The following is a 22,714-nucleotide window of genomic DNA, read 5'->3' on the forward strand; positions in this document are numbered from 1 at the left end:
GAAGCGCAACAGGCCCTGAAAGCCGCGGACAGCAAAGTGCCGTTAACCCGCCGTGTCAACGACAAAGCGCTGGACAATGACATCACCCTGGTGGCAGCCGATGTTGGCGCCTATACCAAGACCGAAACCGATACGCGGATCAAAGACGGCGGTGCCCCGATTATGCAGGAAGCCCGAAAGGCTATGCAGGAAGCCCAGCAGGCTCTGAAAGTGGCAGACAACAAGGTGCCGTTAACCCGCAGGATTAACAATAAAGAGTTAGTGAATGACATTAAACTGGTGGCGGCTGATGTCGATGCCTATACCAAAGAAGAAACCGGCCAGCTTATTGATAATATTCATGAGCTAGTAAACTCTGCCAATAACAATGCTGATAGCAAAGTGCCAATGACTCGTACAGTGAATAATAAAGCGCTGCTAACAGACATTACACTTACTGCATCTGATATAGATACCTATGCTAGAGGAGAAATCGATCAACAAATTCATACAGTCAGGAAGTTAGCAAATGATGCCAATAATAATGTAAACGGCAAAGTTCCATTAACTCGTACAGTGAATAGTAAGGCACTGTTAACAGACATTACACTTACTGCATCCGATGTTGGCGCCTATGGCAAAAACGAAGTAGATTCTCGTATAGGGAAAGTAAACACGAACGCCAATAGTCGGCTGGCAAAAAATGAGAATGGGGCTGATATTCCGGACAAAAATGCTTTTGTAAGAAATCTTGGTTTAGCTAATCTGGTTGGATTAAATATTGAATCTCGTTTAATCGGACAAGACGCCACTGTCATCAGACTTGGCGATATCATCCAGATAAACGGGATTGCCGTAGCCAGTGGCTCAATTCAAGAAGTTAATATATCAGTTTTCGGTGGAATAACGTATTACACCAATTACTACAAAGTACAATTACCAATCAGCTTGTCAAATGGCATCATTTCATGTCATGCCAGTATTGTCGGAGATAATTTCGATAGCCAAAGCCCTAGCTATCCGGCTGATGTTAAAATACAGCGCAATAATCCGGATGGAGTGGGAATATCGCAAGATACCTTAACTATATCGGTCACTACTCCACAATTAGGCTGGACTCCACAATTCTATTATGAGGTTATGGGATATTAACAGAAACAGGAAATGAAAAAACCATCTGTTATTTGAGCTATAAGTTGATAGTGGTGTAACACCACTATCAACCCACTATCAATTTTGTCACAAGCAGGTGAACGTTTTAACGTTCACCTGCTTATTTTATCAATTATCATAAATTCAACTAGTTATTCAGCGGCCTGTTTCTTACTTCACTATTATCGTTATTCTCAAGCCAGTTTTTGATGGATTGTTTGACTTTTTGCTGTAATTCATCACGCAATATTGGTTCTACATTCAAGGTATATTGCAGATTATCCCAATTACCATAAACCCGCAGTGGTACTTTTAGTTTTTCTAAACGACTAACTAATTCGTTTTCTTGCCCCCACCCACTGGTTAACTGAACCGACAATGCAACATCGACATTCTGTTTCAGTAAATTTGCCTCACCCTGCCCTTCAATGCTCGAAATACCAGATACTGCAGAAAGGTTATTAATTTTAATCTTACCTTTATTCAGTTGAGCTTTTACTGATAGATTTTGTGCATCAGTAAAGTTTTGAATATTCGTCGGCTGTTGAACCAAATCAGTCATTCTCGAAAAAGATTGTTGAATAAGCAAAGGAATATTCAACCCGTCCAAACGCGCATTTCTCAGGCCAATATTTAGATCTCCCCGCCAGTAATGGGTGACTGCATATTCATCGTAGCCATCCCCCAAAAGATCTCCATCCAGCGTAAGTTGTCCACTAAACACCGATGGCAGAGCCAAAGCTTTCAGTAGTGGTTGTAAGTCAATATCTCGCAGCAGAGGTTTCGCATGTAATTTAGCTGGATTAACTGTTGCATTAATTGTGGCAGGCAGTGCAAAACGACCACCAAATACGTTACCACTCAATTTCGAAATCTCTGTTATTCCCTCATCATTGACGGCTTTAAAGACAAAATTATCAATATCCATGCCTTGATAAATAAATTTATTCGCCATGAATAACAGATGAGCATTAAGTTCTTTCAGAAAACTGAGATCATAGTTTGATAAAGGAGAAACAGATTTTGCAATGACAGGTTTTGCCGAATTATTTTCAGCCCGATAATCAAGTTTTGCCTGTAAACTATGCTGTGATAATTTATCCCATCCTAACAAATTATCTAAATCTAATTTTGGCGAAGACAGATTGATGGAATAGTGTGGTTTATCTTTCAGGTTAATTGCAACATTACCTGTCAATTCGCTGCCATTCATTGTCAGTGCTATTTTCTGCAACGAAACAGATGAGGAAAAAGCACCATATTTTACAGCCGCACTACCCGTTCCTGCTATGCCTTCTGGCGGGAGACCAACACCTTGTAGCTGATATTTAAATGAACTGATATCGCCAGTTAAATTATGTGGATAATCAGAAATACCAAAAGAAGCATTAACTTCAAAGGCAAATTCTTGCTGATTTTTATTGATCTTGCCATTGAGTTCAACATTAACGTGGCTCTGATCCTGGCGTTTCATCAGCAAATCAATATCCCGCATATTTAACTGCGAATGGGTATCGGTTTGCCAAATCAACAAGCTATTCTCTATTTTGATCTTATCGATGTCCAGTTTCCAACTGTGAGCATCGTTCGCTATGGGATAATGAAAATCACCTTCAGGCGCAATGGGGGTTTCTGGTTTTTTTGGTGGCTGACTATCCGGAGTAAACCGCAAAACAGCTCCTTTAAGCATCACTTCTTTGACAGAAAGTTGATGAGATAACAACGGCAGTAACTCAACATCCAGACGCATATTTTCTGCCATAACAGCAGGCATTTTCGCATTGGGAGCAGTCAGTGATACTTGCCCGGTCAAAATACTCAATTTTGGCCAGGCATGCCAACGTAGATCATCCTGTAACACAAGCTGATAGCCACTCTTTTTTTGTACTTGTTTGACTATGTAACCACGAAAATCGTTTGGATTAATCAACACAACTAATGCTGTTAACCCCGTAACAACTACTACTAATAAAATAACGAGTGTCGTCAACAATCTTTTCATGACTTCCCCAGTCTCATGTCCACAAGATGACTATTTTCACCAAATGACTACTTTACCAGAAATTTTCACCAGGAAAGATTAGTCTTCGCTGATTCGGCTCCCCACGGCTCCTTTCTGATTTTTATATTTAGCATCCTGACGTCGGTTATAAGGACGGTCAGCAACGCCTGAAAGCGGCTCAAAACTCAACGCTCCAATGACCATGCCCGGACGCAAGGCTAACGGTAATTTTCCTGAATTATAGAATTCCAGAACAATTTGACCACGCCAGCCTGGATCAATCCGGTGAGCAGTGACATGAACCATCAAACCAAGACGAGCCAGAGATGAGCGACCATCCAACCAACCAACAAGATTAGCAGGCAATGTGACAGATTCCAGTGTCACTGCCAGTGCCAGTTCGCCAGGATGCAGAAAAAAAGCCTCCCCATCCGGCAAACTAATTTCATCGCTCATGACACGATCAAGTGCCGCATTGACTTCAGCCTTAGGACCACTCAGGTCAATATAAGCAGCAGTATGACCACGAAAAACGCGAAACTGATTCCCAAGGCGAACATCAGCAGTTGCCCCATTAATACGTTCAACAGGAGGACGTGGGGTAATTTCCAGTTTACCTTCATCAAGCCATTTAATAATGTCACGGTCACAGAGTCGCATTACTTCCTCTCAAAATACGATGATACTTATGAATTCCTGAACATCAGGTTATTCGCAAAATTGGCCAATCTTAGCTTTTAATATGTCGATAGCCACACGGTTTTTACCACCACGAGGAACAATAATGTCAGCATATTGTTTTGATGGTTCGATGAATTGCAGGAACATCGGACGAACTGTTTTTTTATACTGTTCCATTACAGAATCTAGTGAACGCCCACGCTCATTCACATCGCGCTTGATGCGACGCATCAGACAGATATCCAACGGTGTATCAACAAAAATAGAAAAATCCAGTTCCTGGCGCAAACGCTTATCCGTTAATAATAGGATACCTTCAAGGATAATAACTCGCTTCGGTTCAAAATGAATGGATTCTGGTTTGCGGGTATGAGCAACGTAGTCATATTGGGGCAATTCAACGGACTTCCCGGCTTTCAGTGCCTGAATATGTTCGAATAGTAAATTGTGATCCATTGAACTTGGGTGGTCATAATTGACTTTATAGCGTTCTTCCAGTGGGGTATTAGTTTGGTCTTTATAATAACAATCTTCTGGAATAACTCCGATATTGTGATCACCAACCTGAACGCGTAATTCTCTATAAAGTGTGCTGGCAATAAGGCTTTTGCCCGAAGCGGAGGCACCTGAAATACCTACGATTGTACACTTATGTGCTTCATCAGCCATACTAGAAATAACCTGGTTAAAAAGAAAAAATAAAGTGGGAAAATAGCATTCTGTCACGCTATGTTTGGCGGATTATAGGGAGTTAGTAGCTTCTATGCCAGCGCAAACAAGATAAGTCTCGCTTTTTTCGATACGCTTCGCATAAAAATTCCGCAACCACAGGTCTGCAAATGAAAAAATGACTCAAAAATAATGTTCAAAAACCAGTACCAAAACGATTTCCAAGACCCGTCTCAAGATTGTGCCCGAAATAATTCCTTGAAGATATTCTGTTGAATTTCAGATGATAGGTATAGTAGATAAAATAGAAACTGCCAAGTGTAGAACAATTGCTCTGTAACCGATGGCCCTGTAACAATAGAGCCATTGTTCTACTTTTTTGATATTGCATTATCCCTGTACCATAAACCAAAATTCAATGACGGCAATATCAATGGAATACTTATTAATCTAGTCTATTAAATCTCTCAATAAAGCCATTATATTCTTTTATCAGTTTATTAACAGGGCTGTGTGATCCACTCAGAAGATGTTCTCAAGCAATGTATTACTTTGCTCTCTTGAGCACTTAAACCAAATGTTCACTTAAATCAAACTTCACGAAAAGAAATTTCCGTCGGGATTTTATCTCCTCGCCAGTATATCTGGGCTGAAATGTTAGCGGCAATTTCACGATAAATCTCCGCAAATTCGCTATCAGGTTGGCTGATAACCGTAGGCTCTCCGCGATCAAGATCTTCACGCAGTGAAATATGCAGAGGGATCTTACCCAATAATTGGCATTTGTATTTTTCCGCCAGTCTTTCTGCGCCTCCCTCGCCAAAAATCGGCTCATGTTGACCACAGTGACTACAGATATGTGTGCTCATGTTCTCAATAATACCTAACACGGGTACGTTGACTTTTTGGAACATGACAATGCCTTTCATAGCATCAATCAAGGCAATATCCTGCGGTGTTGTGACAACCAATGCACCAGTTACGGGAATGTTCTGGGATAATGTTAACTGGATATCCCCAGTTCCCGGAGGCATATCGATTACCAGATAGTCCAGATCCGGCCACAATGTATCTTGTAGCATCTGCATAAGGGCCTTACTGGCCATCGGACCACGCCATACCATTGCGTTATCATCAGTGACAAGATAACCAATGGAATTTGTCGCCATACCATGTACCATAATGGGGGCCATGTGCTGACCATCAGGAGAAGTCGGTCGCTCTTTGGCTGTCCCAAGCATATTAGGAACCGATGGGCCGTAGATATCTGCATCCAGAATACCTACTCTTGCTCCTTCTTGAGCTAAAGCCAGTGCCAGATTCACTGCCGTGCTGGATTTACCCACCCCCCCTTTTCCTGAACTGATTGCCAGAATGTTACGTACGCCATTAACACCCGGTAAGTTGTTAGCTCGGCGTAAGGTACAGATATCATGGGAAAGCCGCCATTCAACACCTTTTACACCTGTAGCCACTTGTAAGAGATGAGTTGTTTCTTCCTTCAGTGTTTCAAAAGCTCGTTTCCAAACGAAAGGCATCATTAATTCAATATGTAATATCCCATCCAGAACAGTGCAACGATGCAATGCTTTCAGGGTCACTAAATCTTGTTCTAATGTCGGATGTTTGAACGCTACCAATATTTTCGCAACGCTTTCTCTCAGCAGGTCAGGATTGGTCTGCTCGGGGGATCGTGAGTTCATCCCGGCTCCTTTTGATTTATCTTTTTCAACCTAAAACTGTTCGTCCATCATAGCAGAAGCAGATAGCTTGCGATAAGTACAAAACAAAAGTGATGAAGTTCTCGCATTACCCTAGCGACAATGCTTCTTATCAGGTAACATCAAAAACCCTTTTCAATTTACGGAAGTCAGATCCTAACTATGTCTCAAGTCGCGAAAAAATTACTGGTGACCTGTGCGTTACCCTATGCTAACGGTCCAATTCATCTCGGTCACATCTTAGAACACATCCAGGCTGATATTTGGGTTCGTTATCATCGAATGCGCGGCAAAGAGGTGCACTTTGTCTGTGCTGACGATGCTCACGGTACACCAATCATGCTGAAAGCTCAGCAGGCAGGGATTTCGCCAGAAGAGATGATCGACAAAGTACACTTGGAGCATCAACAGGATTTTGCTGGTTTTGCTATCAGTTACGATAACTACCATTCTACGCACAGTGAAGAAAACAAAGCGCTTGCATCAGAAATTTATCTGAAACTGAAAAAAAATGGTTACATCAAGAATCGAACCATTTCTCAACTGTTCGATCCAGAAAAAAGCATGTTCCTGCCTGATCGTTTCGTCAAAGGCTCTTGTCCGAAATGTAAGGCAGAAGATCAGTACGGCGATAACTGCGAAGTGTGTGGAACGACCTATTCTCCAACAGAGTTGATCAACCCTCGTTCAGTTGTATCCGGTGCAACACCAGAAATGCGTAGCACAGAGCATTTCTTCTTCGACCTGCCAGCATTCAGCGATATGCTTCAACAATGGACCCGCTCTGGCACCTTGCAAGAGCAGGTAGCAAACAAAATGCAGGAGTGGTTTGAAGCAGGTCTGCAGCAATGGGATATCACCCGCGATGCGCCTTATTTCGGTTTTGGGGTTCCTGATGAACCGGGTAAATATTTTTACGTCTGGCTGGATGCACCAATCGGCTATATGGGTTCATTCCAGAACTTGTGTGACAAACGTAGTGACCTGAATTTCGACGAATTCTGGGCGAAAGATTCTAAAACAGATCTTTACCACTTTATTGGTAAAGATATCGTCTATTTCCATAGCCTGTTCTGGCCAGCTATGTTAGAAGGCAGCAATTACCGCAAACCAACCAATGTGTTTGTTCACGGTTACATTACTGTCAACGGTACTAAAATGTCTAAGTCTCGTGGAACTTTCATCAAAGCAGAGACTTATCTGAAGCATCTGGATGCAGACTGCTTACGTTATTACTACGCAGCGAAACTCTCTTCACGTATTGATGATATCGACCTGAATCTGGAAGACTTCGTTCAGCGCGTAAACAGTGACATCGTCAATAAAGTTGTTAATCTGGCTTCACGTAATGCGGGTTTCATCAATAAGCGTTTTGCTGGCAAACTGGCAGATCGGCTTGCTGACCCTGCGCTGTACCAGAAATTTGTTGATGCCGCACAGGGAATTGCAGAAGATTTCACTAATCGTGAATTTGGTAAGGCTGTCCGTGAAATCATGGCATTGGCCGATCTCGCTAACCGTTATGTTGATGAACAAGCACCGTGGATTGTGGCGAAAGAAGAAGGCCGGGATGCAGATCTTCAAGCTATCTGCTCAATGGGCATCAACCTGTTCCGCGTGCTGATGACTTACCTGAAACCTATTCTTCCGGGTCTCGCTACCCGTGCAGAGACTTTCCTGAATACCGAACTGACTTGGGATGGTATCCTGCAACCTTTGCTGAATCATGATGTTTTGCCATTTAAGGCACTATTTAACCGTATCGATATGGCTAAAGTTGAAGCAATGGTAGACGACTCTAAAGAGAGCATTGAGCCACAAAAAACCCAGACAGGTCCTCTGGCAGATGATCCAATTCAGGACACCATTACATTTGATGATTTTGCCAAAGTTGATCTACGTATTGCGTTGATTAAGCAGGCTGATTTTGTTGAAGGCTCGGATAAGCTGCTGAAATTGATCCTTGATCTTGGTGGTGAAACTCGTCAAGTCTTCTCCGGCATCCGTGCTGCTTATCCAGATCCAAAAACATTAGAAAACCGCCTGACCGTCATGGTAGCTAATCTTGCGCCACGTAAAATGCGTTTTGGTCTTTCAGAAGGCATGGTGATGGCAGCAGGCCCTGGAGGAAAAGAAATTTTCCTGTTAAGCCCGGACAGCGGTGCTCAACCTGGTATGCAGGTCAAATAGACACCTGATACTCTGAGACTGATGTTTTGAAAGACTGATGTTTTGAAAAACTGATGCTCTGAAAAGATAACGACCTGAAAATAGTAAAGCGGGTTTTTTGAACCCGCTTTTTAATGTGACCTATAGCACATTAACAGTATTAATCGTATGATAACCCTCTTTGCATTGAGGAATTATACGTTATGTCTTTTCAAAACGTACTGATGGCAGGTTGGCAATATCTGCGTGCATTTGTGCTGCTCTACTTATGCCTCATTGTAGGGAATCTCATTTCAGCACATCTCCCCTTCTCTCTCCCCGGTAGTATTATTGGCTTGCTTCTTCTGTTTTGTTTGCTGTCGCTTCAGATTATTCCCGCTCATTGGGTAAAACCGGGCTGTAGCTTATTGATGAAAAATATGACATTGCTCTTTTTACCCATCGGAGTTGGCATCATGGAATATTATCCACAACTGAGCCAGCAGATACTCCCGATTGCCCTTTCCTGTATCATCAGTACCGTCATCGTCATGATTACCGTGGCTTACAGCTCTCATTATGTTCATCGCGAACGCACCATTATCAGTACTAATCACAAAAAACAATTATCAGAACAGGAGGGAAAATAAAAATGCTAACCCACATCTGGTGGTCACTGCCATTAACCCTGGCTGTCTTTTATGTAGCCAAAAAACTATCTGTCCGATTCAGATTTCCTGTTTTCAACCCCTTATTGGTATCAATGGCAGTCATTATTCCCCTGCTGCTGCTGACTCATACCTCTTATGAACACTATTTCGCCGGTAGCCGGGTATTGAATGATTTGTTACAACCTGCTGTTGTTGCTCTAGCCTTTCCGCTGTATGAACAGCTCCATCAAATCCGTGCCCAATGGAAATCTATTATCAGTATCTGCTTTATCGGCAGTGTTACTGCAATGGTCACAGGGACAGCTATTGCTTTATGGGCAGGCGCTACCCCTGAAATTGCGGCTTCTGTATTACCAAAGTCAGTGACAACCCCTATCGCCATGGCAGTCGCTCATTCTATTGGAGGTATTCCAGCCATCAGTGCCGCCTGCGTCATTGCTGTCGGTATATTAGGTGCGATTTTTGGTCATAACCTGTTTAATTTCTTGAAAATTAAAACCCAGGCTTCCAGAGGACTGGCGATGGGTACAGCTTCTCATGCCCTAGGAACTGCACGATGTGCTGAAATAGATTATGTCGAGGGTGCATATAGTTCGCTGGCACTAATGACTTGCGGCGTTATTACTTCATTAATTGCCCCTTTCTTATTTCCTGTGTTACTGCATCTTTTTGGCTAGTTACCAAAAAGTGAATAAATTGTTCAAATGGTAAAAAATTTGACGCAAGTTGTTAAAATAATATTTTTGTTACATAAATTTCATTAATTATATGGCATACATCACATTACAAACCTAACTGATCATCCTAGAATAACCTTTGATTAATTTGGAGATTATTCTATGCAAGCTCGTTTTCACGCTATCTGGTCAGAAATCACACCTAAATTGCAAAAGGCCCTATTGCCCTACATTGGTAATGATGATTTTCCGGCTATGCTGACAGCAGAGCAGGTGGAGTCGATTAAGCAGAGCTGCGGCTTTGATGATCATGCACTAGCACTTGCCCTGTTACCACTCGCTGCGGCCTGCTCCATTGCTCCCATATCACACTTTCATGTCGGTGCCATTGCACAAGGAGAAAGCGGAAACTTCTATTTTGGTGCCAATATGGAATTTGTGGGCGTTCCGTTACAGCAAACTGTCCATGCCGAACAATCAGCCATTACTCATGCCTGGTTACGTGGTGAGAAAAAACTGCTATCCGTCACTGTTAATTGTTCTCCTTGTGGCCATTGCCGCCAATTTATGAATGAATTAAACAGTGGAACAAAATTGGAAATCTGTTTACCTGATCGCCCACGGTTAACGCTGGCTGACTATCTGCCAGAAGCATTCGGCCCACGCGATTTAGGAGATACTCCCTTGTTACTGGATAGCATTCATCATGGCTATCAGTTGGATACCAATGACGAACTCGTGCTGGCTGCACTGGATGCTGCGAATCAGAGCCATTCACCTTATAGCCAATCCCACTCAGGTATTGCTTTGATGGATGAGCAAAATCGTATTTATACCGGTCGCTATGCAGAAAATGCGGCATTTAATCCGAGCTTACCCCCTTTGCAGGCAGCGCTGATCTTGATGAACTTGTCAGGCAGTGATTGCCGAACCATCAAACGGGCGATATTAGTAGAAGGACAAAACAATCAATTATCACAATGGAATGCAACTGAATCCACCTTAGTTTCCCTCGGCTGTAAGCAAACAGAGTGCTATAGATTCTGACAGTTTCATTGCGAAAAAATGGTCATTCTGGAAGAATTTTGGGCAAAAGTGAGAAATTAAATAACATTTAATTAGCTAATTCTGTATGTTATCTCTCATTTTTGCTCATGATAGACATATTTAAGTAACATTTACTGTACTTATTTTTTTTATCTTCTTAGGATCTATAGCTGATTTGCCGATTTTGTTATTGATTAGTCCAAAGAGTAAGCATCATGGAACTGGAACACGAAAGTAAACGCCCTCTCTATATTCCCTACGCTGGCCCCATCCTGTTGGAATTTCCCCTGCTGAATAAAGGCAGCGCCTTTACGGAAGAAGAACGCAGCAATTTCAATCTGCATGGCTTATTACCTCAAGCCGTTGAAACAATTGAAGAGCAGGCCGAACGTGCTTATCGTCAATATCGCGATTTCAAAAATGACGCGGATAAACATATTTATCTGAGAAATATTCAGGACACCAACGAAACTCTTTTCTACCGGCTCCTTGACGCCCATCTCAGCGAGATGATGCCTATTATTTACACGCCAACTGTCGGTGAAGCGTGTGAACATTTCTCTGACATTTACCGCCGTGCCCGTGGTTTGTTCATCTCTTACCCGAACCGGGCTTATATTGATGACATGCTGCAAAACGCGACTAAACAGAATGTTAAAGTCATCGTTGTCACCGATGGTGAACGTATCCTGGGTCTTGGTGATCAGGGGATTGGGGGGATGGGGATCCCTATCGGTAAATTATCTTTATATACCTCCTGTGGCGGGATCAGCCCTGCCTACACCCTGCCTGTCGTGTTGGATGTGGGGACCAATAACCCGCAACGCTTGAACGATCCCCTGTACATGGGCTGGCGTCATCCTCGTATTACAGGCAAAGAATACGATGACTTCGTAGATGAATTCATTCAGGCTGTAAAACGCCGCTGGCCGAATGTACTGCTGCAATTTGAAGATTTTGCTCAACAAAATGCGATGCCATTATTGACTCGCTACCGCAATGATCTTTGCTGCTTTAATGACGATATTCAAGGTACAGCCGCTGTTGCTCTCGGTAGCCTGATTGCCGCCAGCCATGCCGCAGGCCGTCAATTGAAAGACCAAACTGTTACCTTCCTCGGTGCGGGCTCCGCTGGTTGTGGGATTGCTGAGCAAATTATCGCCCAAATGAAATCGGAAGGTTTAAGTGATGAACAGGCCCGTGCTCGTGTATTCATGGTTGATCGCTTTGGACTGCTCACTGATAAACAACCCAATCTGCTGGATTTTCAAAGTGTACTGGTTCAGAAAAGTAGCACACTGCAATCCTGGGATGTTGACAATGATAGCCTGTCGCTAATGGATGTTGTACGCAATGCCAAACCTACTGTTTTGATTGGTGTTTCTGGCCAGTCTGGTCTGTTCACGGAAGAAATTATCCGTGAAATGCATAAACATTGTGAACGTCCAATTGTAATGCCGCTGTCCAACCCGACATCACGCGTTGAAGCCCGTCCTGAAGATATTATTAGCTGGACAGAAGGTAAAGCATTGGTCGCAACTGGCAGTCCATTCTCACCAGTACAATATGAAGGTCAAGAATTCCCAATTGCACAATGTAATAACTCTTATATCTTCCCTGGTATCGGGTTAGGTGTTATTGCTGCCGGGGCTAAACGCGTGACAGATGATATGCTGATGGCTGCCAGCCGCGCATTAGCAGATTGTTCACCACTGGCACATACGGGGTCTGGCCCGTTATTGCCATTGATTGATGATATTCAGAGCGTTTCCCGTAAGATCGCTAAAGAAGTCGCGAAAAAAGCCCAGATTCAGGGAGTAGCAACGGTTACTTCTGAAGATGCACTTGAAGAAGCTATTGAACGTAACTTCTGGAAACCAGAATACCGCGTCTATAAACGCACATCATTCTAATATATTGCCCACTGGCCTGCCAATAACATTGACAGGCCTTTTAGTAAAAGTCTTTAGTATAAGTACTGCCAACCTCCATCATCCAATAAACATACTAATAATAAAGAGCATACTATTCGGTATGTTCATCCAATACTTGCTTCGGTATATCAAGTAAAGTAGCCTTTGATCACTTGTTTATAATTATGTAAAAGGCAAAAAATAATGTGGAAGCGCCTGATTACCAGTCTGATTTTCATAATAGCTGTTTTTATGCTATCAGCCATTATGCTTGATCGCTGGATCAGTTGGAAAACCGCTCCCTATGTTTTTGACGATCTTAGACAGTTACCTGAACAGCAAGTTGGTATGGTATTGGGTACGTCCAAATATTATAAAACTGGTGCGTATAACCAATATTATTTCTATCGAATTCAAGGTGCTGTTAACGCTTATAATAGCGGGAAAGTAAAATACCTGCTGCTGAGCGGAGATAATGCCCAACATAGTTATAATGAACCAAATACGATGCGAAAAGACCTGATCAAAGCAGGGATCCCGGCTTCAAAAATTGTGATGGATTTTGCTGGCTTTCGCACATTAGATTCGATTGTCAGAACCAGAAAAGTGTTTGATACCAATGACTTCACTATCATCACCCAGCGTTTCCATTGTGAACGCGCCCTGTTCATTGCAATGCACATGGGAATAGAAGCACAATGTTATGCGGTGTCTTCCCCCAAAAATATGATGACTATACGTATGCGGGAAGTGTTCGCTCGCCTCGGCGCTTTAGCTGACCTTTATATTTTGAAGCGTGAGCCACGTTTTCTGGGCCCTCTGACACCAATTCCTATCCAGCAGGTCGCTCCTAGCGGAATTGAAGGCTACCCTGCCGTATCACCAAAAGAGTTACAGGAACTGGAGAAAAAACAGCCCAATAAATAAGAGCCTATTTTTCAAACAATAGGCTCTGCACGGTTTAAAATCTTTCTACCAATTTTCCAGACAGGCCTTGCCAAAGTGTTTCAATAGGCCCTTTTTGATGATATTTCAACCACCAACAGGCGAACCCGATATTACCCCCCCAGACAAAAGGAACAAATATTAACAATTCCAAACGGGTGAACTGATTAAATAGCGCCCAATGATAAAAAAGTACGGTACAAATCAAAGTTTGCATTAAATAACAGGTTAACGGCATTCTGCCAACCTGCTGGAACCAGAAAATAACTCGACAACGGGAAATAACCGGCCAGAATCCATAAATCAGTGCCACATAAGCCAACGCCAAGAATGGTGTCGCTAATTCAGCAATGGTATGACGCACAGTCAAGGCGGTAAAATAATTGTATGGGTATAAATACTGAACTAACAGAGCAACAGAGTGGATCACCAGACCAACGACAAACAGCCACAACGCCATCCGCCGATAATGGTAACGACTGTATGCTCCTTTCAACCATCCATTACGTACTAACATTGCCCCACAAAGCATTGTCCCAACCATTTGCCAGCCATACTGTACCGCGGTCACTATCATTGCCCCACTGACCTGACGTATACGATGCTCTATCGCCAAGAACCCACCATAGGTTTTCCAGTAAACTTCATGAAAAATATCCTGTTCTAATGGACGCTAGAAAGTACTATTTTCTTCCACTGGGAATAATCCCAACAGATAAAACATCATCAAACCGAACAGGTAAAATACAACCCCCTGGCCAAACAGATTGTGGCGAGTATTGATCAAATGCAACGCAAAAATGCCGGCCAATCCATATGACAGCAAGATATCGCCGTCCCACAGTAAAATCCCGTGCAATAAACCAATAACAGCCAGGATCAACAGCCTATAGAGATTCCAGTTATGCTCTCGTTGCCTCAATAACTCAAGTGACGCACCAAACAGTAGTGTTAAAATAAATAAAAATTTTCCCTGAGCAAAAGTACTCAAGGCGGACCATGTTAATACATCAGAAAATGAGACATCCTCTTTATAAAAGAGATTCATATAAGCAGCATATGGCAATGCAAAACTAGAGATATTCAGTAATACAATGCCCAAAATGGCGAAACCACGCACACTATCAAGAGCCACAATCCTATGGCTCGTTACTCCACTATTTAACTGACGACTTGTCATGATAATAAAGACGGATCACGATAAGTGTAAGTGGCGAACGGCTCGCAAAAATTCCTGCCGTGTATTCTGACTGGACTTAAATAAACCGCCAAGAGAAGTCGTTGTTGTAGTACTGGTTGCATCGCGAATACCACGGGCTTTCACACAGTAATGAACAGCATCAATAGAGATGGCAACATTATTTGTCCCAAGCAAAGTTTGTAGCGCAATTAAAATTTGCTGTGTCAAACGTTCCTGCACCTGGGGGCGTTGCGCAAAAAATTGCACTATACGGTTAATTTTTGACAACCCAATAACTTTATCCTTAGGAATATAAGCTACAGTGGCCTTTCCATCAATAGTTACAAAATGGTGTTCACAAGTACTGGTCAGTGTGATATCTCTCACCGTCACCATCTCATCAACTTTCATTTTATTTTGTATCAAAGTGATTTTCGGAAAATTTCTATAGTCCAAACCCGAAAATATTTCATCTACATACATTTTCGCAATCCGACCCGGCGTATCAGCCAAACTGTCATCACTCAAATCCAGGTTTAACAGTTTCATAATTTCTGTCATATGTTCCTCAATGCGTGCCTTACGCACTTCGGGCTCTAAAGTTTGTTCACGCAATGGGGTTTCAAGACCATGAGCGACCAGTGCCGAATGCACCAGCGCGGCTTCTGTACTTAAAGATGACATTGATTTCTCCAAGAGTAATACTTCCATTATATGATGGGTTATAGCTATACCGAGTATTGAATAGCTATACCCGTCGCCCATCGTCTTTCAAATCGGATTTTTATCAGCGCATATTGAAATCCATTGGGTTAGGTTCATAACTATACCGTCACTGCATTAATGCACCAAATCAGGATTATTCCCGATAAATTCTGTTGCGATTAAATACCAACAATCCAGCAATAACCAAGCCAATAAATGCGATATATAAAGCAGGTTCCAGTTTACCAGTCAGCCATGTTGAAATAGCAGATAACATCGGCCCGACCAATTGCCCCACAGCATAACCTGTGGTCAATAATCCCGCCATATAATGAGTATGATTAGGCGCTAATTCACGCCCATACAACAAAGCCAGTTGCACCACACACATAAAACCACCGCCAATCAACAATGCCCCAATGGCAAGGCCGCTGATCCCCGGCATTACCTCGGCTATCAATATTCCGAGTGCCTGAAGCCAGATTGTGATCGCTAAACGAACCTGAGCTGTCGATACATGACTTAACAGAATCCCCAATACAATACCAATGACAGAAGCGCCCCCAAATATCGGCCAGACAAATTGTGCAAATAGGCTGCCAGGAAAACGTTCAGATGCCATTTGAGAAAGGAATGTGGCAGGCAGAATATAGCCAAATCCCGCCAGACTGTAACTCCATAGCAACCGTTTAATTTCTGGAGTCAGCGCCAGTTTTTGGGTAACTGTCTGTGGGCGATATAATTCGCCACGACGCGGTAAATGACAACTAGCATAAATACTACACAACAAGGCCAGAATGCCATAAATAAACCATGCCTGAGCAGCATTCATTCCCCACGACTGAATCCCCACCGCTAGTGTGCCACTGATCAAAATTCCTATTCCAGTACCTGCAAAGACAGCCGCACTTAGCCCCGGACGATTCAGTTTTGCCAGTGCATCATTCGCCCATGCTGCCACTAATACCAATGTCCAGCCACTCGCCCAACCAATAAAAAAGCGGGCAATACTGTGTAATACTGGGCCATCCAGCAAGGCTGACAGAAGTGTAATAATGACCGCTCCCCACAACCCGCCCCACAGACGATACTCTATAAACTGCCGTGCCCGCATTGCATCATAAGAGCCAGCAAAATAGCCAAGGTAATTAAACGCAGCAACAATTCCGGCTTCTGTCAGAGTGAATTGCGATTCTGCGATCATCAACGGAACTTGTGGAGTAAAAGTAAAGCGTCCTATTCCCATTGCAACAACTAAAGCAAGAAAACCACTCAATGCAATCTGAATAGCTTGATAGTTACGGCTGTTTGGTGCGATGATTTGATTTCTCATAGTGATTAAATATTTATTTAATTAATTGTTTTAATTGCCATTATTTAGTTATAGCAAATCATGAATATAATATACATCTTTTCTTAGTCACTAATCATATCCATTAAGTACTAGCAATTCCCCATTAAAAGGATATTTGCCATAATGCCGTCATGCCACTTGTCGCACATTGGGAGCCTACATGGATCATTGTTATACTTCAGGTTTAATTTCACTCGAACAGGCGCTGAAAAAGCTATTAACACAAACCACTCCTCTTACCGAGACAGAAACAATTAACCTGACACAATCAGCAGGCCGTATTACTGCTACAGATATTATCTCACCAATTAATATTCCCCCTTTTGATAACTCAGCAATGGACGGCTATGCTATTCGCTTTACTGATCTGAACAATACTCAAGTTTTACCCGTAGCAGGAAAAGTACTGGCTGGTATACCATTTCAAGGGGAATGGCCTTTAGGCACTTGCATTCGTATTATGACAGGTGCCCCGATCCCCGTAGGTACTGATGCTGTCGTTATGCAAGAGCAGGCAGAAGTGACTGAATCAGGCGTTCGGTTTACATATCCTGTCCATCAGGGACAAAACATTCGTACCATCGGCGAAGATATCGCTCAAAATACAGCAGTCCTGCCACAGGGTATGAAACTCGCTACCGCACAATTACCTCTGCTTGCTTCTCTGGGGATTGTGAAAGTTGATGTGATGCGCAAATTAAAAGTTGCAGTTTTTTCTACCGGTGATGAGCTACAAGCAATTGGTAAGCCATTACAAGCAGGGCAAATTTATGATACCAACCATTTTGCAATTCGTCTGATGCTGGAAAAATTGGACTGTGATGTCATTGATTTCGGTGTCATCCCTGATGATCCTGATGCTCTACGTTGCACTTTTATACAAGCCAATGAACTCGCAGATTTAGTTATCAGTAGTGGCGGGGTTTCCGTTGGTGAAGCGGATTACACTAAACAGATTTTGGATGAAATGGGTGAAATTAGCTTCTGGAAATTGGCGATTAAACCCGGTAAACCTTTTGCTTTTGGTAAATTAAAAAACGCGTGGTTCTGTGGTTTACCGGGTAATCCGGTATCCGCTGTGCTGACTTTCTACCAATTAGTACAACCTTTGATTGCACACTTATCGGGTTTTACTGCATGGCAATCACCAATGAGGTTCAGCGCCAAGGTTATAACACCTTTGAAAAAATCCCCCGGCAGGCTGGATTTCCAGCGTGGGATCGCTGCACTCAATGAGCAAGGTGAGTTAGAAGTTCGAAGCACCGGGCATCAAGGTTCACATATTTTCAGTTCATATAGCCTCGGCAATTGCTTTATCGTCCTAGAGCAGGAACGAGGTTCCGTTGCGACCGGAGAAACCGTACAGATCGAATTTTTCAACCATTTGCTGAAAAATCAATAACTAAATGAAAAACAGTGATTAACTGAGAAAATGACTATCGAACTCACTGATGAAGAAATTCTACGCTACAATCGGCAGATTGTTCTACATCACTTTGATTTTGAAGGACAAGAAAAATTAAAATCATCCAAAGTGTTGATAGTCGGTTTGGGTGGACTTGGTTGCGCTGCCGCCCAATATTTAACATCAGCAGGTGTTGGAGCAATCACTTTATTAGATTTTGATACCGTTTCCCTCTCTAATTTACAACGTCAGATCCTTCACCGCGATGAACGCATTGGTATGGCTAAAGTACATTCAGCAGCACTAACACTACAGGAAATTAACCCTCACACTGCTATCCATCCCATTGCAGGATTATTGGATGACTTAGCCTTAGATCAGCTAATTAGTCAGCATGATACTGTGCTGGATTGCACAGATAATGTTGCAATTCGTGAGCAACTCAACCGATTATGCTATGGGCATAAAACAGCATTGGTTTCCGGTGCGGCTATTCGCATGGAAGGGCAATTATCAGTTTTTACCTATCAAATAGGAGAACCTTGCTACCGCTGCCTAAGCCGATTATTTGGTGAAAATAACCTGACTTGTGTTGAAACAGGTGTAATGGCACCACTCGTAGGCACAATTGGTTCGTTGCAGGCGATGGAAGCGATTAAATTGCTGACTCAATACGGTGAAGTTGCCAGAGGCAAAGTATTATTGTTCGATGCGATGACAATGCAGTTTCGTGAGATAAGATTGCTTAAAGATCCTCAATGTGAGGTATGCCAGGACAGCGAGTAACTGGCCCCGTTGTTAATCTACGGGGCCTGAAAAACGAGGGGGAGTTACTCAACAATCCCCTGACTTCTTAGATACTCATCATAAGTACCTTTAAAATCAATAACCTTATCGGTTTTAATTTCCAGAATACGACTGGCCAATGAGCTGACAAATGCGCGGTCATGAGACACAAAAATCAATGTGCCTTGATAAAGTTCCAACGCAAGGTTTAGTGATTCAATAGATTCCATATCCAGATGGTTGGTTGGCTCATCCATCACCAAAATATTTGATTTATGCATCATTAGCTTGCCAAACAACATCCGGCCTTTTTCTCCACCAGATAATACGCCGACTTTTTTCCTAATATCATCCTGAGTGAACAATAAACGTCCCAGCACACTACGTACTGCCTGTTCATCATCACCTTCACGCTTCCACTGACTCATCCATTCAAATACAGTCAGATCACCATCAAAATCACTGGCGTGATCCTGTGCATAATAGCCAATAGTGCTATTTTCAGACCATTTAATCGTACCGCTGTTCGGTTCAGCTTCACCGATCAACGTCTTCAGCAATGTTGTTTTACCGATACCGTTTTCACCAATCACCGCCATTTTTTCGCCAACTTCCATCAGCAAGTTCAGATCCTTGAACAGTGCCCGATTGTCATAACCTTTAGTCAGACCTTCTAATTCCAGCGCATTACGGAACAGTTTTTTCTCCTGTTCAAAGCGTATATATGGATTCTGGCGACTGGAAGCTTTTACTTCTTCTAACTGAATTTTATCAATCTGGCGGGCACGTGAAGTTGCCTGCTTAGATTTAGAAGCATTAGCACTAAAACGGCTGACAAATGCTTGTAATTCAGCAATCTGGGCTTTTTTCTTGGCATTATCTGCCAGCAAACGTTCACGTGCCTGAGTGGCCGCCACCATGTATTCATCGTAATTGCCGGGGAACAGACGCAATTGACCATAATCCAGATCAGCCATATGAGTACACACTGTGTTCAGGAAATGGCGGTCATGGGAAATGATAATCATCGTACTGTCGCGCTCGTTCAGTACTTGTTCCAACCAACGGATAGTATCGATATCCAGGTTGTTGGTTGGTTCATCAAGCAGCAAAACATCAGGATTAGAAAATAGTGCCTGTGCCAGCAAAACACGTAATTTCCAACCCGGAGCAACTGCACTCATCAAACCATAATGCTGTTCTACCGGAATACCAACGCCAAGTAATAATTCTCCAGCACGAGCTTCCGCGCTGTAACCATCCATTTCACCATAAGCGACTTCCAGATCAGCAACACGATAACCATCTTCTTCGCTCATTTCTGCCATGGCATAAATACGGTCACGTTCCTGCTTCACTTGCCACAATTCCGTATGCCCCATGATGACTGTATCCAATACAGTGTATTCTTCAAAGGCAAACTGATCCTGACGCAATTTACCTAAGCGTTCATTCGGATCAAGACTGACATTGCCGGAGGTCGGTGTTAGATCTCCCCCCAAGATTTTCATAAAAGTTGATTTACCCGCTCCATTGGCACCGATCAGTCCATAGCGGTTACCGTGACCAAATTTGACAGAAATGTTTTCAAACAGAGGCTTACTGCCAAACTGCATAGTAATGTTGTTTGTACTTAACACAACGTTTGCTCTTATAGTGAATAAAAAAGGGATTTAGAAAAATCGATAGTTGTCTATTATGCCACAACAAGCAAAAAGTATCGCCAGTCTGCTTCCAAAGCTACTTCAAACAGTCATTTCAAAAGACACATCATCAATGCCCTTCCGCTGAAATCAGGAAAATAAATTTTTCTAATGTAAAAATATAAATTACCGAACGGGGAGCATAGAACAGAACAAGACGGTATTATAGACTAGAAAGGAAATTTATAGCTTAACAAATTGATATACCGGAAAAATAAAATGCAAAAAATCAGATGGGGTATTATTGGTTGTGGTAATGTAACAGAGGTAAAAAGTGGCCCGGCTTTTTATAAATTGGAAAATTCAGAATTAATTGCCGTTATGCGGCGCAATGCAGATTTAGCTAAAGATTTCGCCAAAAGACATAATGTGCCCAAATGGTATTCTGATGCCAAAACTCTGGTTAACGATCCTGATATTGATGCGGTATACATTGCCACTCCCCCTTCTACTCATAAAGAATATACTTTATTGGCTGCTGAGGCGGGCAAAATAGTTTATGTAGAAAAACCAATGGCTCTGACTTTTTCAGAATGCAATGAAATGATTGCGGCCTGCCAGTCTCATAATGTGCCATTATTCGTGGCTTATTATCGCAGAGCCTTGCCGAGATTTGTCAAAATAAAATCGCTAATTGATTCCGGTGCCATTGGCACTCCACGTATAGTGATCTGTCAATTACTTAGAGAAATGGAATCCCGTTATCTGGATGCGGAAAATCTTCCCTGGTTTGTCAAACCAGAAATATCCGGTGGTGGATTATTTGTTGATTTAGCTTGCCATACACTGGATATGTTGGATTTTCTTCTGGGAAAAATTATCTCAGTCAAAGGACACTCTAATTCACAGGCAAAAGCCTATCCGGCAGAAGATTGTGTTTCAATGTCATTTATGTTTGAAAATCAGGTTCAGGGAGTGGGTATCTGGAATTTTGTTGCCAGCTCTCGTGAAGATAAAGTAGAAATCGTTGGTACAAAAGGTAAAATAACCTTTGCAACATTCGGTGATTCCCCAATTTCATATTACGATGAAAACAATACACTGCATCAGTTCCATTTTGAAAATCCCACACACATTCAAATGCCATTAATCCAGACAATAGTGCACCAATTACAGGGAAAAGATATCTGCCCTTCTAATGGTATATCCGCTTCACGAACCAGTTGGGTTATTGATGAAGTTCTAAAAGAATATAGAGCTGAGCTACACTCTAAAACTAAATAATTATTATTCTATCCGGTATGATCTAATCTAATTAAATTACGGAGCCATCAATATGAAAATATTAGTGATTGGAGCAACAGGAAATATAGGAAGGCACATTATCAGTAATATTAAAAAATACCATCCATTGCTGAATGATAACCCTACAGACCTTGAAATTCTTCAAGCCAGCCGAAATTCATCTGAATACCCGCTTGATATTTTTGATACTCAACAATTAGACAGTTTTTTATCTAAAAATAAAATGTTTGAAGCTATTGTCTGTGCATTCGGTAAAACCAACTGGACGAAACCAGAAAAGCTGAGTGACTATGAGGAAAGTCTCAGGAATAAAGCACTGGGTCAGATCAACGTTGCACTCCGTGCCTTGCAATACGTTAAACCCGGTGGCTCAATCACTTTAACATCCGGTATTGTCGGTAAAATAATGTCGCCTAATGGGTCACAAACGGCTGTAACCAATGGTGCTATCGATGCTTTTGTCCGCTCGGCAGCAACTGAAATCACCAATATCCGAATCAACGCAGTTAGCCCAAGATTACTGGATGAATCATTTACCCGTTATGCCAGGTTCTTCCCCGGACAGGAAACTTGTACAGGAGAACAAATAGCTAAAGGTTATATACGTAGCATTTATAGTAAAGAAACAGGAATGGTTATTAAAATATAAACTCTTTTCTATCTATCGTCTTTCAAATTGCAGTTTTGTTGTCTGCATTTACAATCTATAAAGTATATTATTAGCGGTTTTT

The 22,714-nt window shown here is 42.3% G+C and carries 19 protein-coding genes and 1 pseudogene; 11 read left to right on the top strand and 9 right to left on the bottom strand.

Translation table 11 applies throughout. The features are described from left to right. Positions 1–1,131: pseudogene (locus tag ABLA85_RS05225) on the top strand (hypothetical protein); the annotation flags it as partial. 148 nt (positions 1,132–1,279) lie between these two features. Here the strand turns inward: ABLA85_RS05225 and asmA are convergent. The 4 genes from asmA to apbC form a co-directional block, all read right to left on the bottom strand. Continuing rightward, a complete protein-coding gene (gene asmA / locus ABLA85_RS05230) occupies positions 1,280–3,133 on the bottom strand; it encodes an outer membrane assembly protein AsmA (protein ID WP_367961988.1) in 1,854 nt (617 codons plus the stop codon). A 78-nt stretch (positions 3,134–3,211) separates the two neighbouring features. Further along, the gene (dcd, locus tag ABLA85_RS05235) at positions 3,212–3,793 is read right to left on the bottom strand and encodes a dCTP deaminase (RefSeq protein WP_047682917.1); all 582 of its coding nucleotides are present in this window, start codon (positions 3,791–3,793) and stop codon (positions 3,212–3,214) included. 48 nt (positions 3,794–3,841) lie between these two features. Beyond that, positions 3,842–4,483, bottom strand: a complete 642-nt coding sequence (udk, locus tag ABLA85_RS05240; protein WP_367961990.1) for a uridine kinase — start codon at positions 4,481–4,483, stop codon at positions 3,842–3,844. Positions 4,484–5,073: 590 nt separating this feature from the next. Then, complete coding sequence (gene apbC / locus ABLA85_RS05245; protein ID WP_367961992.1) at positions 5,074–6,186, bottom strand: iron-sulfur cluster carrier protein ApbC; 1,113 nt, start codon at positions 6,184–6,186, stop codon at positions 5,074–5,076. A 180-nt stretch (positions 6,187–6,366) separates the two neighbouring features. Between apbC and metG the strand changes: the two genes are divergently transcribed. The 6 genes from metG to sanA all read left to right on the top strand — a co-directional run bounded on the left by metG (position 6,367) and on the right by sanA (position 13,587). Further along, on the top strand, positions 6,367–8,394 hold the full coding sequence (metG, locus tag ABLA85_RS05250; protein WP_367961994.1) for a methionine--tRNA ligase: 2,028 nt from the start codon (positions 6,367–6,369) through the stop codon (positions 8,392–8,394). A 182-nt stretch (positions 8,395–8,576) separates the two neighbouring features. After that, positions 8,577–9,002, top strand: coding sequence for a CidA/LrgA family protein (locus ABLA85_RS05255; RefSeq protein ID WP_367961996.1), 426 nt, complete (start codon positions 8,577–8,579; stop codon positions 9,000–9,002). A 2-nt stretch (positions 9,003–9,004) separates the two neighbouring features. Then, the gene (locus ABLA85_RS05260; protein ID WP_367961998.1) at positions 9,005–9,700 is read left to right on the top strand and encodes a CidB/LrgB family autolysis modulator; all 696 of its coding nucleotides are present in this window, start codon (positions 9,005–9,007) and stop codon (positions 9,698–9,700) included. A 162-nt stretch (positions 9,701–9,862) separates the two neighbouring features. Continuing rightward, positions 9,863–10,747, top strand: a complete 885-nt coding sequence (gene cdd, locus ABLA85_RS05265) for a cytidine deaminase (RefSeq protein ID WP_367962000.1) — start codon at positions 9,863–9,865, stop codon at positions 10,745–10,747. Positions 10,748–10,962: 215 nt separating this feature from the next. Then, the gene (locus ABLA85_RS05270) at positions 10,963–12,660 is read left to right on the top strand and encodes an NAD-dependent malic enzyme (protein ID WP_367962002.1); all 1,698 of its coding nucleotides are present in this window, start codon (positions 10,963–10,965) and stop codon (positions 12,658–12,660) included. A gap of 204 nt (positions 12,661–12,864) precedes the next feature. After that, positions 12,865–13,587, top strand: a complete 723-nt coding sequence (gene sanA, locus ABLA85_RS05275) for an outer membrane permeability protein SanA (protein WP_367962004.1) — start codon at positions 12,865–12,867, stop codon at positions 13,585–13,587. A 34-nt stretch (positions 13,588–13,621) separates the two neighbouring features. Here the strand turns inward: sanA and ABLA85_RS05280 are convergent, their stop codons facing one another. The 4 genes from ABLA85_RS05280 to ABLA85_RS05295 all read right to left on the bottom strand — a co-directional run bounded on the left by ABLA85_RS05280 (position 13,622) and on the right by ABLA85_RS05295 (position 16,823). Next, positions 13,622–14,221: a DUF418 domain-containing protein gene (locus tag ABLA85_RS05280; protein WP_367962005.1), complete on the bottom strand. Its 600-nt coding sequence runs from the start codon at positions 14,219–14,221 to the stop codon at positions 13,622–13,624. Between the two features lie 57 nt (positions 14,222–14,278). Then, on the bottom strand, positions 14,279–14,785 hold the full coding sequence (locus ABLA85_RS05285; RefSeq protein ID WP_367962006.1) for a hypothetical protein: 507 nt from the start codon (positions 14,783–14,785) through the stop codon (positions 14,279–14,281). Between the two features lie 15 nt (positions 14,786–14,800). After that, on the bottom strand, positions 14,801–15,469 hold the full coding sequence (folE, locus tag ABLA85_RS05290; protein ID WP_047682933.1) for a GTP cyclohydrolase I FolE: 669 nt from the start codon (positions 15,467–15,469) through the stop codon (positions 14,801–14,803). Positions 15,470–15,644: 175 nt separating this feature from the next. After that, the gene (locus ABLA85_RS05295) at positions 15,645–16,823 is read right to left on the bottom strand and encodes a YbfB/YjiJ family MFS transporter (protein ID WP_367962008.1); all 1,179 of its coding nucleotides are present in this window, start codon (positions 16,821–16,823) and stop codon (positions 15,645–15,647) included. 181 nt (positions 16,824–17,004) lie between these two features. Between ABLA85_RS05295 and moeA the strand changes: the two genes are divergently transcribed. Together moeA and moeB are read left to right on the top strand one after the other, a co-directional pair. Beyond that, positions 17,005–18,246, top strand: coding sequence for a molybdopterin molybdotransferase MoeA (gene moeA / locus ABLA85_RS05300; RefSeq protein WP_367962010.1), 1,242 nt, complete (start codon positions 17,005–17,007; stop codon positions 18,244–18,246). A gap of 30 nt (positions 18,247–18,276) precedes the next feature. Beyond that, positions 18,277–19,035 carry a molybdopterin-synthase adenylyltransferase MoeB gene (moeB, locus tag ABLA85_RS05305; RefSeq protein WP_367962012.1) on the top strand — a complete coding sequence of 253 codons (759 nt, stop codon included), beginning with the start codon at positions 18,277–18,279 and terminating at the stop codon, positions 19,033–19,035. 44 nt (positions 19,036–19,079) lie between these two features. Here the strand turns inward: moeB and ABLA85_RS05310 are convergent, their stop codons facing one another. Beyond that, entirely contained in the window at positions 19,080–20,675 is a 1,596-nt protein-coding gene (locus ABLA85_RS05310) for an ABC-F family ATPase (RefSeq protein WP_367962013.1), read from the bottom strand. Between the two features lie 282 nt (positions 20,676–20,957). Between ABLA85_RS05310 and ABLA85_RS05315 the strand changes: the two genes are divergently transcribed. Beyond that, the gene (locus ABLA85_RS05315) at positions 20,958–21,962 is read left to right on the top strand and encodes a Gfo/Idh/MocA family protein (RefSeq protein ID WP_367962014.1); all 1,005 of its coding nucleotides are present in this window, start codon (positions 20,958–20,960) and stop codon (positions 21,960–21,962) included. Positions 21,963–22,014: 52 nt separating this feature from the next. Next, positions 22,015–22,632: a short chain dehydrogenase gene (locus ABLA85_RS05320; protein ID WP_367962015.1), complete on the top strand. Its 618-nt coding sequence runs from the start codon at positions 22,015–22,017 to the stop codon at positions 22,630–22,632. Positions 22,633–22,714 lie beyond the last annotated feature (82 nt).

The sequence above is a fragment of the Xenorhabdus sp. SGI246 genome (assembly GCF_040838225.1).
Taxonomy (GTDB): Bacteria; Pseudomonadota; Gammaproteobacteria; order Enterobacterales; family Enterobacteriaceae; genus Xenorhabdus; species Xenorhabdus indica.

Excerpts from the sequence above, each read along its gene's own strand:
- moeA (WP_367962010.1), top strand. The coding sequence starts at position 17,005 with ATGGATCATTGTTATACTTCAGGTTTAATTTCACTCGAACAGGCGCTG.
- ABLA85_RS05255 (WP_367961996.1), top strand. The coding sequence starts at position 8,577 with ATGTCTTTTCAAAACGTACTGATGGCAGGTTGGCAATATCTGCGTGCA.
- cdd (WP_367962000.1), top strand. The coding sequence starts at position 9,863 with ATGCAAGCTCGTTTTCACGCTATCTGGTCAGAAATCACACCTAAATTG.
- ABLA85_RS05270 (WP_367962002.1), top strand. The coding sequence starts at position 10,963 with ATGGAACTGGAACACGAAAGTAAACGCCCTCTCTATATTCCCTACGCT.
- ABLA85_RS05260 (WP_367961998.1), top strand. The coding sequence starts at position 9,005 with ATGCTAACCCACATCTGGTGGTCACTGCCATTAACCCTGGCTGTCTTT.
- ABLA85_RS05295 (WP_367962008.1), bottom strand. The coding sequence starts at position 16,823 with ATGAGAAATCAAATCATCGCACCAAACAGCCGTAACTATCAAGCTATT.
- metG (WP_367961994.1), top strand. The coding sequence starts at position 6,367 with ATGTCTCAAGTCGCGAAAAAATTACTGGTGACCTGTGCGTTACCCTAT.
- ABLA85_RS05315 (WP_367962014.1), top strand. The coding sequence starts at position 20,958 with ATGCAAAAAATCAGATGGGGTATTATTGGTTGTGGTAATGTAACAGAG.
- dcd (WP_047682917.1), bottom strand. The coding sequence starts at position 3,793 with ATGCGACTCTGTGACCGTGACATTATTAAATGGCTTGATGAAGGTAAA.
- moeB (WP_367962012.1), top strand. The coding sequence starts at position 18,277 with ATGACTATCGAACTCACTGATGAAGAAATTCTACGCTACAATCGGCAG.
- asmA (WP_367961988.1), bottom strand. The coding sequence starts at position 3,133 with ATGAAAAGATTGTTGACGACACTCGTTATTTTATTAGTAGTAGTTGTT.
- ABLA85_RS05320 (WP_367962015.1), top strand. The coding sequence starts at position 22,015 with ATGAAAATATTAGTGATTGGAGCAACAGGAAATATAGGAAGGCACATT.
- apbC (WP_367961992.1), bottom strand. The coding sequence starts at position 6,186 with ATGAACTCACGATCCCCCGAGCAGACCAATCCTGACCTGCTGAGAGAA.
- ABLA85_RS05285 (WP_367962006.1), bottom strand. The coding sequence starts at position 14,785 with ATGACAAGTCGTCAGTTAAATAGTGGAGTAACGAGCCATAGGATTGTG.
- sanA (WP_367962004.1), top strand. The coding sequence starts at position 12,865 with ATGTGGAAGCGCCTGATTACCAGTCTGATTTTCATAATAGCTGTTTTT.
- udk (WP_367961990.1), bottom strand. The coding sequence starts at position 4,483 with ATGGCTGATGAAGCACATAAGTGTACAATCGTAGGTATTTCAGGTGCC.
- folE (WP_047682933.1), bottom strand. The coding sequence starts at position 15,469 with ATGTCATCTTTAAGTACAGAAGCCGCGCTGGTGCATTCGGCACTGGTC.